The sequence below is a fragment of the Pedobacter sp. ok626 genome (genome assembly GCF_900100435.1).
Lineage (GTDB): Bacteria > Bacteroidota > Bacteroidia > Sphingobacteriales > Sphingobacteriaceae > Pedobacter.
The window spans coordinates 140,482-158,259 of sequence record NZ_FNEX01000018.1; the positions used below are offsets into that span (position 1 = coordinate 140,482).

Below are 17,778 nucleotides of genomic sequence, written 5' to 3' on the forward strand. Positions count from 1 at the left end.
TCTATCGTATTAAAAAATATTAAAGCTTTTTGGTGCCAGCTTTCTGTTTTAACTCATCCGGACTATCCTTGGTATAGGTGTTGAACATTTCTTTGGAAGGACTTTCAAAAAGATCTTTTACCATTGCAAATGTGATTTCGGACCGGGGACTAAATTTGTCTGACTGCATGTATCGCTGTAAACTAAAGAACAGCTGTTTCGCAGCTGGCGATTCATCTTTTCCAGGTCCCAGGTTGGCACTTGAAACGATTAGTTTCCCTTTACCTACTTTTGCTTCAAAAATCAATGCCAGGCGTCGGTTCAAAAACCAGGTATCAATAGGTTGTACGATTGGCCTAAATCCCGACGGAAAATCTTCAAGATTCATTACCTGCGCTTTATTTACAATTTCCCACCATTGCATATCACTGTGATCATCGGTTGGAAATTCCGAGAATGCGGGATGCTTCGGATCACATAAAAAACCCAGGGTATGTGGCGGACGCATTTTAAACCAAGAGGTATTCCAAAAAACAGGAAGAAAAGTTTGTACGACTTCTTTCCCTTTAACAACCGTTCCAGCTGCATTCAGAAATACATTTCCTCCTTCATCCAGTATTTTTTTCGCCTGATCATCTAATGCGCTACAATAATAAAAGTCTGTCTTATATTGTGGTAGTTCTGCTGGATAAACCCAAAAATCCCAACTGTTGACAAACAGAGTTCCATCTATCATTACCTCCAGTTTTAAATGACTTGCCTTTTGAACCTGTGCAAGTGGAAATACAATGTCGCCTATTCTGATGCAATTGGTGATGTCCAGCGTCTTAGGCTCAAAAGCCCCTTTGCCGATTACAGTCTCGGCTTCATCCTTGATCCTCCAGGATAACCTGGCATTTTGAATTGGCGAAGCCCCATAATGCGCAACTTCAATTGCCGCATCAAAATTTTCATTGTTCTGAAATACGAACTTTGAAATCCTGGCAAGGGGCACAGTACTGTTACAGAACTGGCGAAACTCCTTTGGTGTAACATAGCCTTTCTCGTCCCAAAACGCATCCAACACTCCTACAAGTGCGGTCCCCTGTCCTGGATAATCATTTAGGGACAAAAGTTGAAAACCACTGTAACCAGGCGTACGTAAAGCTTTTTCTATTTCATTTTTATAACAAAGAACCTGTAACTTACCACTAGCAATTAAAAAAGCTTCGGCCTGATCGCTCATATCATGATCTTTAAGATCTTCCTGAAAAAGCTCAAAATTTTTAGCTCGGTATACTCCGGTATATTTTTTTATCTCTTTAAAATTAGGAAACACGCAATATTGCCCCATTTCATGTGCCACAAAGGGCACTGTAAACTGTGAGATCTGCTTGCGATAATCTGAAATGCTCTCCGGTCTCCTTCCCCAGTCAAGCCCCCTTGCTCCTGCCCGAACCATAAATTCGTTATTCTCTATGACTGGCCAACTACCGCCAACCGAAGCACCGGTGTACAAGCGTCTCGAATCTTTTGCTTTCCAATAATTATTGAATTTGCTGAGGTAAGGCACTTGTTTTCCGCGTGGTTCATTTCCATAAGCGAGCATACAAAAGGAAGCGTAATTGCCATAGTTTTTCGCCATTCTATTGGTTTCATCATAAATGAACTGGTCGATCGGTTTGCCGTCACCTATGGATGAGCCATGATTTGCCCAGCTTGGTCCTTCCGGCTGCAAGTAAAAACCTAACTGGTCCGCAGCAATAAAGGCCGCTTCTGGCGGGCACCAGGAATGAAACCGCATATGATTTAATCCATGTGCCTTAGAGATCCTGAAGATTCGTAGCCAGGAATCGACATCCATAGCCGGATAACCCGTTAAGGGAAATTCACAGTTATTTACTGTTCCTCTCAAAAATACTGGTCTGCCATTGATTTCGAAATTACGGCCTAGGGCTTTAAATTCCCGCATACCAAATTGCACCTGTTTCTGATCTTTTTTACCATCAGCAGTCACTATAGTTGCTATTAGTGCATATAATGCTGGATTAAACTCATCCCAGGTTAAAATCTTATCCCCCATAGGATAGTCGATTTCTAAGGATCCCTTCCCATCAACTATTTTAAAGTCGACCGTGACAGGCTTAACCTTCAAATTCGTCTTCGTATTAAAACTATTAGCACTTAATGTTATTTTTCCGGAAATCGCGCTAATAGCTCTCGATTTCAATTGAATTTTAACTTTTGCCAATTTCCTCTTCAGATCAGGATAAACCTGAATATCATCCATATAAACCGGTGCAGCGGCCCGAAGTTCCATTTTGCCGACTATACCGTTCCAGTTCCCTTGTGTATGGTCTGTTAAACTATGGGAATCCTGGCCCACATTAATGGCTTTAATCGAATTGTCTATCCGGATAGTTAATATATGTTTACCAGGCTTCAGGTTAACCGGAAGTTCAAAATTCTGTGCGACAACAAAGGTATACTGAGGATTACCCAACTCTTCATCATCAAGCCATACACGGGTTTCGCTATGCGGATACTCCAGTGAGAGTAGTACACGTTGCCCTTTCCAGTTGGCGGGAATATTTACTTCTTTTTGATACCAGGCCGCCCCCGTATAGTGTTTAGCTGGTGTTAACCAAAAAGGTATTTTTATATTCCCTTCGGCTCTATATTTCTCTAATCTTGGATTGTAATACCAGGAACTATCATAAATACTACCCGTCCATTTAGTTTTTAAAGTGATTTCATCACCTTTAAAATTTTCAGCCATAGATCCCGGAAGGTTTACAGATTCGGGTAATACCGTAGCAAACCATTTGTCTTTTAGCCCAACATCACCAGCATCAATTTTAAATCTCCATTTGCCTTTTAAAGAAATATTTTGCGCTTTTAACGTTGACGAAAGCACAAAAACCAGACAGAAGCAGGCGATAATATATTGAACAAAAATATGTCGTTTCAAAAGCATGGTTATAAGAGACGGAAGGTTTCCGCGGGTTAATATTTAGTTAGGTACGATTATAGGTTTAAATGCTTTAACGGGCAACCTGTCCCATCCTGTTAAAACACTAATCTTTTAGGTATTTAAGGAGCGTAGAGGTTTTCAATGCTTTTACCCCTTCAACTACCGATGCTGCATTTACTTTAGCCCCCAATTCATTCGTATGTGTATGATCTTTTTCTGTGAAAAAGGCGTCTACCTTTTCCGCAGCCAATCCTGCGTACTTATCTTTTATGATCTTATTGAGTGGAATAAAACCCACCTTTTCTGCATTTGCTACTTCCTCAGCCCAGGTCGCATAATTATCCACCACCAAGGTCATCACTCCATTTCTTACCGGATTGCGTGGAACTGGAGAACATACAATAGCTGTTGCACCTTTTGCTTTTGCATCATTGATAAATTTACGTAGATACCAACCGTAGGTATAAACTACTTCTTTCTGTTTAGTGATGGGGTTATAGATTTCCTTACTTTCCAGCCCTGTTCCTTTGATGGTTCCACGAGCACGAGCCGTATCATCAAGCGGACTACCATCATTATGACCAAATTGCATCAGAACAAAGTCGCCAGGTTGCAGCTTTGTCAATACCGCATCCCACAACCCCTTACTTTGAAAAGTACGTGTACTGGTGCCACCCAAAGCGTGATTTTCAACATTGATTTTATTTAGGTCAAAAAAATCAGCCAAATAACTGCCCCAACCCCATAAAGAGCCATCCCCCTTTCCTTTTCCATTTTTAACCGTGGAGTCGCCGATTAGATATAAGGTAGGCTTGAGCAGGTATTTATTTAAGGGGCAATCCTTAAGTTCTTTTATACCTTCAACCACTGATAATGCGTTAAATTTTGCACCTGCCAGATTGGTATGGGTATGATCTCCCGGAAAAAATGCTTTCACAGATTCGGGACCCATCACATCGTATTTATTGGCTACGATCCTATTCAGATCTATAAAATAAACCCCTTCTTGTTTAGCCACCTCTGCAGCCCATTTACCAAAACTATCACCAGCGCGTAGTACTTTTCCATCTTTAAACTGGTTACGTGGAATCATAGAAATGACGATTGGTATAGCACCCTTTGCTTTTGCTTCCCGTACAAATTTGCGAAGATACCAGCCATAGGTATGCACTGTTTCTATGGTACCATTAGGCCAGGTAAGCACTTTCGTTTCCTCACCAGTTCCCTTCAATACACCACGTCGCCCCTCTTTGGTAGTATCTGGGACACTTCCATCATTATGACCAAATTGCATGGTTACAAAGTCACCAGGTTTTAAGGATTGTAGTACTTTATCCCATCTTCCCTCTGAAAGGAATGTACGGGTACTGCGCCCCGCCATCGCGTTATTTTCTACATCTATTTTTGTGGTATCAAAAAGATCCGCAATAGGTGTTCCCCAACCCCAGGTTTCTTTATTTGAATTGCGAACGGTGGAATCACCGATGACATGTAAAACTGGTTTTTCCATCTTCTTGAAAGCAAATAGGACGGCCATACACAACAGGCCTATTAAGATGATATTCTTGTTCATGGTTTATTTTTTTATTGGTTCTATCAATACAATATTAGGTTTTGGCGCCTTCTTCATCCCATTCCCGAAATAGAAGCCAGTATGGGGAGGTTGGTTATAGCCCACGTTTTGCCAGGCGATACTCAACCGATATTGCGGGTCGTGCATGAAAGTATAATTTCTATGTGTTGTGGGAATAGTCGTTGTATAAATCCGCAGGCTCTGGTTGTCATAAGCACGAAAAATTACTTCTTCCCTCCAGTCTCCAAAAAGATCTGCGCTTAAAGCGGGAGTTGATTTACTGCCATTGTTGGACACACAACCATTTGCCGTAAACAAACGTCCTCCATTGTATTTATCAATGTGGTTACCATCCAACAGCTCACGTGAAAGATCTGCGTCCCACCAGATTAAAAAATTAGTCGAACGAGGTTGATCTCCAATTCTGTTTCCTTTTATATCATGCAACCCATTTGATCCTGACCACCACATTTGTGCGCCAATCCTGGTATTGTCGATATTTTCAGCAACGCCACGGCCCACATCCTCATCTTCAGACCCCTTCCATAAAATTTCACCTGTACGGGCATCATAAACGGCCGCTCCAGGCCCTTTTGTGCCTTCTTCGATTTCATGGACGCCGAAAACTTCCAATCCTGGGCGTTCAGGATCCAAATCACTGACATGCAGAGCATCACCATGCCTTAAGACAGTCGTATATAAACCTTTGCCATTGTCATCCACGCACATCGAACCATAGATAATTTCATCCTTTCCATCGCCATCTACATCGGCAACAGAGAGCCCATGATTACCCATCCCTGAATAAGGGTTTCTACCATCTTTTGAATCAAATACCCAACGTGAAGTAAGCTTTCCGTCACGCCAATCCCAGGCAGCCAAAACAGTGCGACCATAATAGCCACGACACATGACTACACTCGGATGTACACCATCCAGATAAGCTATACAGGCGGTAAAACGATCTACCCGGTTACCAATCTTGTCATTTTTGCCGTTGCCACCTTTTCCACCCCAACCAGCAATGTCTCCGCGTTCAGGGATATAATCCACAGTGGCCAGCGCTTCACCTGTTTTACCACTAAAGATGGTGAAAAATTCCGGACCGGATAAAATCCTGCCATTGTCATTACGCCAGTCTTTTGTCCCATCCCCGATTACTTTTCCCAATCCGTCGATTGTCCCATCTGCCGTTTTACAAGCAAACTCAGCGATGCCATCACCGTCCAGGTCATACACCATAAACTGGGTATAATGTGCTCCTTCTCTTATATTTTTCCCCAGATTGATCTCCCATAAAAAAGTTCCATCCATTTTATAGGCCTGGAAGATTGCGGGGTCAGTTATTCCATTGAATGAATTATCCCGAGCACGGCCGGTTTGATGCAATACAATATCATACTCACCATCACCATCCAGGTCCCCCACAGAAATATCATTTGGTGTATATCCTTTAGGGGTACGTAAAGGTATGGTCAGGTATTGCTGTATAAGAGAATTTGTGGGTAATTTGAAAGCTTGACTGGCCGCTCGCTCCTTCGCATTTAATACCGGCCTGATGTAATAACTATAGCTTTGTGCAGCAGGCGCATTGCTATCCACATAGTTTGTACCAGCTGTTAAAGGCAGCTCGTTTAGTTTAACAGCCGGTTGAATTCCCGTCTGCCTGTACAAATTAAAAGCAAGGTCTTCAGGGTCTGTACCCAATATCCGCCAGCCAACATATACAGTGTCCTCCGCCTGCCGTACAGCAATCACTCCACGTCCCAATTTTTCCATTTGCCGTTGAGCAAAAAGATCATTCCGGAAGAACAATATCAGCATGACAGGAATTATATATTTAAAAAAACTTCGCCCGAACATATTTGATTTTTTGTTGGAGGATTCAGAAGGTCATTCCAAATCTCCCGGTTAACTGATTTGTGTGTCTTAATAGTACGCGGGGACAAATTGGAAATAAAAAAGAAAATAGGCAACCTGCCCCCACCTGCTCTACAAAATAACCTTAACTAGGCTATAAATTAAATCCATTGTAACCTCTCGACAGCAAACTACAATAGTTTTGTTTACCAAACAACTCTGCTCCCTCCTATGAACAGGATGGAGCAGGTTGCATCATTAGTGGAATAAACCTTACGTTTAAACCTCATAAAAAAACAAATTATATTTTCCAGCAGGGGGAGTAATAAAGTATGAACAACTTAGAAAACCAATCTGATCAAGCTTTACTTGAGTTGCTCAAAGAGGAAAACAGACAGGCTTTTAATGTGCTCTACAACCGATATTGGAAAAAACTATATAATACCGCAAATAAACGGATTAAGGATCCTGAAGCCGCAGAAGAAATCGTGCAAGACCTTTTCACCAGTTTATGGCTGAACCGCCATAAAATCAACATACATACTTCTTTTGAAAGTTATCTTCATAGCGCTGTACGCTATCTGATCATCGCCTGCTTCCAGAAGCAGATGAACAAACTCAGGTTTGAAGAAGACTTTTCAAAAGTGAATACCATTGCTGATACCACAACAGAAGATTCTATTGTAACGAATGACCTGCTCGGGCTGCTGAACCGAAAAGTTTATACCTTGCCTGAAAAATGCCGCTCGGTCTTTGAACTCAGCAGGAAAGACCATAAAACCAATAAAGAGATCGCTGCAACCCTTGGAATTTCCGAGAAAACAGTTGAAAACCACATGACTAGGGCATTAAAGATTCTTCGCCTGAGCTTCACCTCTCTCTGTATTACAGGAACGATTTTGGTTAATCATTTCCTAGCCTCTTAACAACCTCCTGCATAGCTCCATAAGGGCTCCGTCTTTATTTTTTTAAATATTTTACTATCCGTTGGGGGCTAGGCCCAAAAATACTCACTACATATATAACCAATATATAAACCAATTTATTGAAACGGGTATGAAGATCTCATCCAAACTTATTGATAGCTATTTAAATGATACCTGCACGGCCCATGAGCGCGAACTGCTACATGAGTGGTTTAACTCATTTGAAAACGATGATGAGCCCCTATCCTACTTATCAGCCACACAGCAGGAAGAATTAAACCGAAGAATGCTCCATAAGATCGATGAAAACATTCTCTCCCGGGAAATTTCCAGCCAGAAAAAGCCTAAACGTTTCAATTATATCGGCATTGGCATGGCAGCAACCTTATTCATGGTGCTTGGTTCTTTCCTGTTCCGTACAGAAAAACCAGCTGTCTCAAAAAAAATTAATCTTCCTACTGCTTCAGAATTAGTAATGGTGCGTAACCCTTCTAAAATCATGAAGAGACAGTTGCTTCCCGACGGGACATCCATCTGGCTAAAGCCAAATTCTAAAATTACCTATGCTAAAAATATTGCCGCGAGTAAATTCCGTGAGGTCACACTTAGCGGCGAAGCTTTTTTCGATGTAAAACGCGACACTTTACATCCTTTTATCATCAAAACAGGCCATATCAACACCAAAGTACTTGGAACCAGCTTTAACATCAAGGCTTATGATGGCGCTGATCAAGCGGAAGTCTCCGTAATAACTGGTAAAGTGCTGGTATACCTGGATAAACGATTAAAAGATAAAGGCACCAGCGAAGTCTATTTACTGCCCAATCAGAAAGCTGTTTATTCCAAGACAACGACAGACCTCCATAAAGAAAATGACAGGACACTTAGAATATGGGAAAAAGATACTTTTACTTTTAATGACACCCCGCTGTCAGAAGTCGTTAACATACTGGAGCAGCATTTCAAGGTAAAAATCGAAATTGAAAATACAGAAGTCAGAAAGTATACCCTTAAGGCCGACTTCAATAAGCAAAACCTTCCGGATATCCTGGAGCTGCTTAGTAAATCCATGGATCTGAATTACGAGATTTCTGACAAACAGGTAAGGATCAACGAAAATAAATAACCGCAGCATCGGCTGTAACTAACCAAATAAATTCGGAGGATTAATCATGTGAACGAAAAAAACGAGCCGCGTAGTTAATATAAAAAAAGAGTAGAGAAGTGGTGGGCACTTCTCTACTCTAAAATCCTGATCTGACGCATTAAACAAAGCGCCAGATCGTTAACTGTCTTATTTCTGGAAAATAAAACCATATTAAATATATGAACTTTAATTTAAAAGTCTCTATTGACTTACGTTATATTATGAGAATTACATTGAGCCATTTAATTCTATTTTTCGTATTTACGGGTGTAACCTATGCTTCTCCATCTAAAGCACAAGGGCTGTTGAATACCACTATTAGCATGAATGTAGGCGATATAAGTTTGCGGGAAGCGCTGACAGCCATCGAGAAAACCGCCAAAACAAAATTTGTCTACAGCAATACCCTGATCAATGCCAACCAAAGGGTATCGGTAAATGCTAACGGAGAAAGGTTATCCACCATACTAACAAAGCTGCTGACCGGTAACGGGATCACTTTTGAACTCTTTAATGAGCAAATCGTACTGGGAAAAGCAAAGGCTTTTCCGCCGGGGCTTACAAACGCACAAACCATTATAGCCGATGTGGTCATTACCGGTAAGGTAACTGACGAAAAGGGGCAGGCTTTACCGGGTGTAAGCGTAAAGATCAGCGGAACTACAATTGGTACCACGACCAACAGCACAGGAAGTTTTACATTAAGTGTACCCGAAGATAAAGCCAATGGTAAGCTGCAGTTCATTTACATCGGCTTCGAAAGTCAGGAAGTGGCCATCGCAAGTAAAACGAATTTTGCTATAAAATTACTGGAAGAGAAGAAAACGCTGAGTGAAATAGTGGTTATTGGTTATGGAACGCAATCTAAAAGCAAGTCTATTGGAGCAATTTCCAAAATAACTGCTGAGTCTATTGAAGAAAGACCGATTACCCGTGTTGAACAAGCTTTACAAGGCCAAATGGCTGGGGTAACGGTACGTAGTACCTCCGGATCTCCTGGTAGCGACATCACGGTGAATGTACGTGGTGCGGCTTCTATTACAGGTTCAACTACGCCCTTATACATTGTAGATGGCGTGCCATTAGATAACTTATCAGGTATTAACCCGTCTGACATTGCGTCTATCGACGTATTGAAAGATGCGGCATCCGCAGCTATTTACGGAGCAAGGGGTTCTAACGGGGTAGTGATGGTGACTACCAAAAAAGGTAAATCAGGAAAACCAGTGTTCAACATTGCAGCGTATACTGCTGTGGCAACCGCTGAGAAAAAAGTAGATGTGATGAGCCCTGATGAATGGATCACATTCAGCAAAAAATATCTGGACAGACTATGGGTAAATGCAACAAATCAAAGCGGCAGTGTAAGTCAGGCTGATCGGATTGCTTATGCCCAGTCGCTAGCCCCCCCAAACACAGTTTATCAAACCAGAGATCAATTATTGGCAATTAGGACTGCTTATGGCATTTACGACCCTTATTGGGGAACCAGTGCGATTGAACCAATTGACTGGCAGGATGAACTATTACGTTCAGCGCCGGTTAATGACCTTCAGCTAGGTGTATCAGGTGCAACTGATGACATTAATTATTCCATTTCTGGAGGTGCATACAATCAAAAAGGAATTATTGTTGGATCAGGATATAACCGTTATTCATTAAGAGCTAATGTGGAAGCAAAATTGAGCGACCGCGTAAAATTAGGTTTAAGTCTGGCTCCTTCAATTGGAACCATTACAGGTGCGAATGTAGATGGGAAAGATAACGCCGTATCACGTGCATTAAGTTTCCCAGGCTGGGTACCTGCTGGTTCAGGAAAGATGGCAGGTTCCGATCCGTATAAATTTTACGACGGATGGGGTCCTGGAGCAGATAACGTGAGCCCATATGTACAAGCCGTATACAATGAGCGAACAAATTCTGATTTCCGGATGAATACCGCGTTAAACACCACGGTTAAAATTATTGACGGTTTAAACGCAAATGGATTATTGGGATGGAACTATCGCAATAATTCACAAAGAACCTATAGCCCTACCTGGATTCAAGGTACTTGGAATAAGGTTGCACCAGGTGCATTGTCAACTTCAAGAAAAACAGGACTTTTTTACAACAGCCTACTTTACCAGGGAACATTAAATTACAACAAGGAGCTGGGTAAGCATTCTATTGACGGTTTATTGGGTGTTTCACAGGAGACTTACAAAGAGGAAAGTAGCGATCAGGGATATACGGGTTTTCCAAATGACAAAACCTATGTGTTTGATCTGAAGAGAGGAACTACAATAAATCAAAACACCATATCGGCCGCGAGTAATGCATTAATTTCTTACTTTGGACGTGTACAATATTCATATGATAACCGCTATCTATTTTCTGCATCGCTTCGTCGCGATGGTTCATCCAAATTCGGACCAAACAACCGTTGGGGTACTTTCCCTGCACTTTCTGCAGGTTGGGTAATCAGTGCAGAAGATTTTGCAAAAAGTTTTGAGTGGTTAAGTACTGCAAAGGTAAGAGCAAGTTGGGGACAAACAGGTAATGACAGGATCGGAAGTTCAAACTTCCTTTCTAATATGGGCGCTTTAAATTATCCACTGGGAGAAACGAACCAAACGGTAAATAATGGTTTCGTAGTTGGAAATATTGCCAACTCTAACCTACGTTGGGAAAAAACAGATAGTTATAATATCGGCTTAGACCTTGCTTTTATCCAAAACCGAGTTGCCCTATCAGTTGATGCTTATTTCAAGAAAACATCTGACTTGCTACTACAAGCCCCAGTCTCATTAACCACTGGTTTTAGCAGTATGCTAGACAATATTGGAAATGTAGACAACAAAGGGGTAGATATACAGGTAAATACCATAAACTTTGTTGCACCAATAAAATGGTCGACTTCATTTAACGTTTCTATAAACCGTAATAAAATCACTGAATTAACCAATTCCAATGCTGATATTAAACTGGGACTAAACAATACCATTATTCAAAGGGTAGGCTCTCCTGTAAACTCTTACTATTTATTAGATGCGCAGGGCGTACTGAGAGAATCTGACTTTACTCAAGATGCTAATGGTAAATACACCATTCCTAAACTGCCAATCCTGACCGGCCAAAAACCGGGCGATACCAAATATAGGGATGCCAACGGAGATGGAAAAATAGATGCAAATGACTATATCGTTGCAGGAAACTATCAGCCTAAATTTGAATTTGGAATTACAAACAGTGTATCTTATAAAAACTGGGACTTGTCAGTTTTACTTCAGGGACGTGTTGGTGGTGATCTGCTTTCTATTGGATCTCGCGGATGGAATAGAGCTACTGGGGATACCAGGTACAACTACATGGAAAGCTGGTTGACTAAAGCATACTGGTCTGAGGCTGAACCAGGTGATGGAAAAGTGTCTGCATTTTATTCCATCGGTAGTGAATATGATACCAACTGGATGTACAGCGCTAGTTATTTACGCATTAAAAACGTAACACTTGGATACAATGTACCTGTGTTGAAAAAGGTTTTCAGCAGCATCAGGTTATATACCTCATGTGACAATGTATTCATGTGGGATTCCTACTACCCTGGCTATTCTCCTGAGGGAGCTACGCAGGACAATGCATCCTCTGACTGGGGTTCATATCCGCTGGCCAGAACGATATCTTTCGGATTATCAGCTAAATTTTAATCTACCATTTAATTTAAGAACATGAGAAGTTATAAAAAATATATGGTTTTATTTTTCAGTTTGGGAACAATGGCTTTCCAATCCTGTAATAAAACAATTGATATAGCCCCGGTTGAAAATAATACATCTGGTGCATTTTACAGCAATGAAATAGAAATCAAACAGGCAGCATTAGGAATTTATGCAAGACTGGGAAGAAACGGAACTAACACTGATTTCGCAACCGAATATTTTTGGTTAGCTTCTGAAAACAGGTCAGACTTGTTTTATTTGGGCGGCGAGACTTCCGCACAAAATGACCAGCTTGACTTAAGAAAGTATTTAATTACTTCAAATACAACAATTGTTTCTACAATTTTTGCGCGCTTGTATCAGGTAATCAAAGAAGCCAACAACTTACTTTATTACACTAAGGAAGGTGAATACATGCGTTACCGTGCAGAAGCAAAATTTTTAAGAGCATATGCGTATTCTGAACTGGCCAGATCATTTGGCCCTACGGCTATCATTACAAAACCTATAGAAAATCGTGAAGCAATACTTTTACCTCGCGCGCCACTGACTGAGATTTACGCACTAATTATCGACGATTTAAATTATGCCGCAGCTAATCTGGCGAAAACTTACACTGGTATTGACGCTGGCCGTGTTGGAAACCTTGCAGCTAAAGCGTTACTGGGTCAGGTTTATATGACTATGGCTGGATATCCAATGAACGATGCGACCGCATATGCAAAAGCAGAGACAGCATTTTCTGGTATTATAACAGATGTAGCTCCTCGATTTGGTCCAGTATATGCTAACCTTTTCACAGTAGCCAACGAGAATAAATTTGATTTGTTTTCCATTCAATTTAGTTCAGGAAATGTCGGTACAGGCTCAAGCTTACCAGGTTACATTACCAGTTCTTCCTCAACAGGCAATCCATTTCCAGAGTGGATGTACAACTCATATACACTTCAAGGACAAGACATTCGGGTTGACACACTGTTAATCAAAGAAATGAAACTAGCTAAAGACCTCAGATTTAGGGCAAGTATTGACACTGGGTTTTATAATGCTGTTTTGAAACCAGATGGAAGCAATGCCAGTATCAGGGTAATTGTATTGAAGAACATCGTAACTAAGTTTCTGGAAAAAGATCCAGGAAATGATAAAATAAAAGCATGGAATGATGGCCCTAGAAATTTCCCGATTATCCGTGACGCTGATGTTTATTTATTGTATGCAGAATCCCTGATCCAAAATGGGAAAGCAGGCCAGGCTAAAGAATACGTAGATAAAATCAGAGTACGTGCCGGATTAACTGCATTATCCGCTGCGCCAACAATGGCAGACATCAAACGGGAAAGAAGATTTGAATTTATAGGTGAAGGTCGCAGGTATTTTGACTTGGTGAGATGGGGTGAGGCTGAAGCCATAAGCACTTTATCAGCTTTTAAGACACACTACTTTTCGACGTCCAATGCGGTGGCACCAACAAAAAGAGACTTGTTACTTCCAATTCCTCAAAACGAATTAAAAACACGCAACAACTGGCAACAGAACTTCAATTATTAATTGAAATTTACCCCAATAAAAGAGGCGGATTCCTGATCAGAAATCCGCCTCTTTTATTGAGGTGATGACTAAAACTTATCCGTTTTCCTGACCTGTAATTTCTCAAAAGAAATCACATCCGACCGGGAAGCCCAGGCTTCATACAAAGTATTCAATTCTTTTACCTTAGCAGGATTTTGACTACTCAGATCATTCAGTTCAGAACGGTCTTTCAAGAGATCAAACAAATGCCATTTGTTATCCGGATAGTTAGAAACCAGTTTCCAGTTTCCTTGTCTTACGGCACGGTTTCCTTCATGTTCAAAGAACAAAGCATCATGTCCTTTCCAGCTTTGACGTTTAAATAAAGGCACTAAACTCAGGCCAGTCGTTGCTTTAATTTTCTGGTCTTTGTAAACAGTGGGGTACTTCCCTCCTGCCAGATCCAGACAAGTCGCCATCATGTCAATGATGTGCCCGGGTTGTGCAACTGTTTGACCAGGTTTAACCACAGCAGGCCCATAGGCAATAAAAGGAGTTGCAGTTCCACCCTCATACTCCCAATGCTTGAACATGCGGAATGGGGTATTGCTCACATTTGCTCCTGGAAATCCATAAGCTGTAAAAGAGCTTGGATCACTGGAGAGCTTTTTACTACTTTCATAAACTTCGGGTAAAAAGCCATTGGCATTGATGCTTTCGTTGCTGGCACCATTGTCTGACAAAAACATAATCACCGTATTTTCATCCTGTCCCAATTCTTTTAACTTTTTTCTGATGCGACCGATATTTTGATCCATACGGTCTATCATTGCTGCATACACGGCCATCTGATCATCCCAGCGAACTTTCTCTTCCTGGCTTAATGTATTCCAATCAGCAACCTTCCCATCCCGTGGCGAAAGTTTGATTTGAGGGTCAATAATCCCCGCAGCCTGCATCCGTTTAAAGCGCTCGGTTCTTAATTTGTCCCAACCCTGCATGTATTTACCTTTGTACTTTGCAATGTCTTCAGGTAGTGCCTGCAAAGGCCAATGAGGGGCCTGATAAGCCAGGTACAAAAAGAAAGGTTTACCTGTGTTTTTATTCTGTTCTATAAATTCAATGGCATAATCCGTATAGGCATCTGTCGAATAATAATCTTTTCCAGTCCTAAACTCCTTATCATCCAGAGCTATAGTTAACTTTTGATTTTGACGATAAGGATAAGGTCCGAAATAACTCCCAGCACCATCAATCAGACCAAAATAACGATCGAAACCACGTTTACGTGGCCAATGTTCTTCTGCCTGACCAACATGCCATTTACCTGCCATTAGTGTTGTATAGCCATAAGGTTTCAAAGCCTCGGCAATAGTTACACAGTTTTGGTTCAGATAGCCTTGATAGGCAGGTTCTTTACGGGTATTCATCATATCCCCTACACCGGCCTGATGCTGGTATAAACCTGTAAGTAAGGATGCGCGGCTCGGGCAGCAACGCGACGCATTGTAAAACTGCGTCATCTTTAAGCCCTTGGCGGCCATTTCATCAAGATTAGGCGTTTTAGTTTCAGCGCCAAAACAACCAATATCCGAATAGCCCATGTCATCGGCTAAAATCACAATAATGTTCGGTTTCTTTTTTTTGGGATCAATAGCCCCTTTGGCAAAGGCATTGCTGAAAAATAAAACTATTACAAGCAGACTAATTTTGTACATCGTCATATCTATTTAACCTGGTATTGTGTTCCTCCTGCTATTGGCACCCCATTGGTTGTAATTCCTTCTGCTCGGATAGAAATAGTAGCCTTAGGGTCGGCGTTTAAAAAGCTTAGTTTGGCTTCCCCCTGCTCATTTGTGCTTAACAAAGGAGCCCAAAAGATAGTTGTCCGAAGATCTTGTTTAGCCCCCGTCTTATCCTGAAATGATGGATTGTAAAACTCACGCGCCTGATAATAACCGGGCAAGGTTGTATTTAAAATATCCAGGCTTGAACCCCTAAATGCTTCTTCTTTCAAATCCAAATTTATCACATAGGCATCACCGCCACCATTCCTAATCAGGTGCCGCACAGTAATCTTATTCACCTGATTCATAGGTAGACTATAATAATCGAGTCTCCCAAAAATATCTTCTTGTTTGTTGACAATAATGCGGGGTACTGCCTTTTTTCCTGCCGAAATAAAAGCGATACCATCAGTGGTATCTGAAAGCGAGACACTGCCGGGAACTTTAGTGATTAAAAAATGTTCAAGGCTCTTAAAATCGTAATCTGCTGCTGTGATGTTATATACCAGATCGGGATAGCCAAAGGACATCAAGGTTTCATCCCGTAACACCAATGTTTTTTTATCCCCGCCATCAATTACCACCTCTTTTAAGTTAATCGCTTCATTTGATTTTGCGATACGATTATAGGCCATTCGTCTGGCTGCTTCGAGATCAAATGCAGATAAATCGGGCAGCATTAAGTCGCCTGCTCCTGCATTAACTTTCAACGGGTCCTTAAAAAGTGAATCCAGCATTATCCAGCCGGCCTTTTTCCCTTTCGCATCTTTTGAGGATAGCTTGAAAGGTTGGTTGCCAAACCAATTTAACCCATCCAGAAAATAGCGGCCATCTGCCATACTTTTGGTCATGTATATTTTACTATCCTGGAGCCCGTCTCCAAACAAAGTAATATTCATATCCGGAAGTGCCTTGCTCCCTATTTTCTGTCGTACTTTCCCTGAAATCGTAATTCCAGGTTCAGGCATATAACTCATTACAGGCTTTGCATCTGCCAGTTTTTTCCATAAATAATTCCGCCATCCCTGGGTCATCAGTAAAAGATCCAGTTGTTTTGACCTTCCCGAATTCTTTTCATCAAAATACCTTGCCGGATCCTGTATATTACCTTTAATTTCAGACTCCAACCACAAATAAGAAGCAATGTTACTTTCGTTTCCTGGCACTATAGCATCCACAGCAGCCAGCGATAAATTGGCTTTAACCGGTTTACCTTCTCCATCTACTACTTTTACCGTTAAATTGACTTGTTCTTGTGATTTATAACTTACTTTATCAGATAACACCGATAATATAACAGGCTTACCCGGTACATAGATCAGCCTTTCACAATTTGGCCGGCCCTGATCATCCAGGATGGTGATACTTGTAATACCTTGTGGCATGCCCTGTAAAGGAAACAACATGGAAACCTGTGCCTTAGCCAATTTGATTTGCTCAGTATACAATATACTTCCCCCATGCTTTACGGAAACGATTAAGTCTTTATTCTTAAGTTCGTTTAACATGGCTTCATTCACAGAAATTACGGCTTTAATATTGGCCGAGTCTGTAAGCACATGCAAAGAAATCCCTTTACTCAATGCATCAGGTATTGCCGTGCTAAACTTCTTACCATTTGCATAGCTTCCTTCTACCCGATATTTAACACCGGCCTCCGGTTTAATGGTAAATATACCCAGCCCCAAATCGGTACTTTCAAAACCACCAATTTCGGCTCCATTACCAGCAATCACCTTCCCACTTACGCGGATTCCATTTCCCTGTTGATCAAGAGCCTTAAAAGCGACAACGCCGTTAACCCCCTGTACCAAGGACCCGCCCTCTGGAAATAATTGAATAGACTCTTGAGCTGTAGCTGCCACCAGACTTTTCTTTTTAGAAAGGGGACTGGAAATGTAAATCTTCTTTTGAAAAATAAAAAGGTCGTTAAAGTTTCGCATCCAATTGGTGTATGCCCTTAGCTGATACGAGCCTCCGGGAATGGAGTCTTTGATTTTAAAATCACCTTTGCCTAAACCCTTATCTAAACGGATTACCTTACGATCTATGATTTCAGCAGTAGGCGAGATCAGCTCGACATAAAGGTTATTACTTGTTGCCGTTAAATTGGCACTTCTACCATTAACCAGATAAGCATTAAACCAAAGATCTTCTCCGGCACTGTAAAACTCTCTATCTGTATGTAGATAGGTTTTTTCGAAAAACCACTGAACAGTCTTTGGAGCGATACCCACTGGTTGGACTTTTTCCTGCGCCCGTCCAACTACAGGAGCACACAGTAGTAAAGCACAGTATACTAAAGACCGTTTAAAACTCACATTGAACTGATTACCTACCATT

At 41.3% G+C, this 17,778-nt stretch carries 9 protein-coding genes; 4 read left to right on the forward strand and 5 right to left on the reverse strand.

Features of this window, described 5'->3' with window-relative positions:
• Nucleotides 1-19 precede the first annotated feature (19 nt).
• The 3 genes from BLS35_RS22365 to BLS35_RS22375 form a co-directional block, all read right to left on the reverse strand.
• Nucleotides 20-2,935, reverse strand: a complete 2,916-nt coding sequence (locus BLS35_RS22365) for an exo-beta-1,4-galactosidase (protein ID WP_090785656.1) — start codon at nt 2,933-2,935, stop codon at nt 20-22.
• 100 nt (nt 2,936-3,035) lie between these two features.
• Nucleotides 3,036-4,505 carry a rhamnogalacturonan acetylesterase gene (locus tag BLS35_RS28240; RefSeq protein ID WP_090785657.1) on the reverse strand — a complete coding sequence of 490 codons (1,470 nt, stop codon included), beginning with the start codon at nt 4,503-4,505 and terminating at the stop codon, nt 3,036-3,038.
• Between the two features lie 3 nt (nt 4,506-4,508).
• Nucleotides 4,509-6,329, reverse strand: coding sequence for a rhamnogalacturonan lyase (locus BLS35_RS22375; RefSeq protein WP_090785658.1), 1,821 nt, complete (start codon nt 6,327-6,329; stop codon nt 4,509-4,511).
• A 368-nt stretch (nt 6,330-6,697) separates the two neighbouring features.
• On the opposite strand from BLS35_RS22375, the gene BLS35_RS22380 reads away from it, so the two are divergent.
• The 4 genes from BLS35_RS22380 to BLS35_RS22395 all read left to right on the forward strand — a co-directional run bounded on the left by BLS35_RS22380 (nt 6,698) and on the right by BLS35_RS22395 (nt 13,687).
• Nucleotides 6,698-7,291 carry an RNA polymerase sigma-70 factor gene (locus BLS35_RS22380; protein WP_090785659.1) on the forward strand — a complete coding sequence of 198 codons (594 nt, stop codon included), beginning with the start codon at nt 6,698-6,700 and terminating at the stop codon, nt 7,289-7,291.
• Nucleotides 7,292-7,421: 130 nt separating this feature from the next.
• The gene (locus BLS35_RS22385; RefSeq protein WP_090785660.1) at nt 7,422-8,417 is read left to right on the forward strand and encodes a FecR family protein; all 996 of its coding nucleotides are present in this window, start codon (nt 7,422-7,424) and stop codon (nt 8,415-8,417) included.
• A gap of 200 nt (nt 8,418-8,617) precedes the next feature.
• Nucleotides 8,618-12,127: a TonB-dependent receptor gene (locus BLS35_RS22390; RefSeq protein ID WP_254779050.1), complete on the forward strand. Its 3,510-nt coding sequence runs from the start codon at nt 8,618-8,620 to the stop codon at nt 12,125-12,127.
• A gap of 21 nt (nt 12,128-12,148) precedes the next feature.
• Nucleotides 12,149-13,687, forward strand: coding sequence for a RagB/SusD family nutrient uptake outer membrane protein (locus tag BLS35_RS22395; RefSeq protein ID WP_090785662.1), 1,539 nt, complete (start codon nt 12,149-12,151; stop codon nt 13,685-13,687).
• A 68-nt stretch (nt 13,688-13,755) separates the two neighbouring features.
• Here the strand turns inward: BLS35_RS22395 and BLS35_RS22400 are convergent, their stop codons facing one another.
• Both BLS35_RS22400 and BLS35_RS22405 read right to left on the reverse strand, forming a co-directional pair.
• Nucleotides 13,756-15,366 carry an arylsulfatase gene (locus BLS35_RS22400; protein WP_090785674.1) on the reverse strand — a complete coding sequence of 537 codons (1,611 nt, stop codon included), beginning with the start codon at nt 15,364-15,366 and terminating at the stop codon, nt 13,756-13,758.
• A gap of 8 nt (nt 15,367-15,374) precedes the next feature.
• On the reverse strand, nt 15,375-17,777 hold the full coding sequence (locus tag BLS35_RS22405; protein WP_090785663.1) for a hypothetical protein: 2,403 nt from the start codon (nt 17,775-17,777) through the stop codon (nt 15,375-15,377).
• Nucleotide 17,778 lies beyond the last annotated feature (1 nt).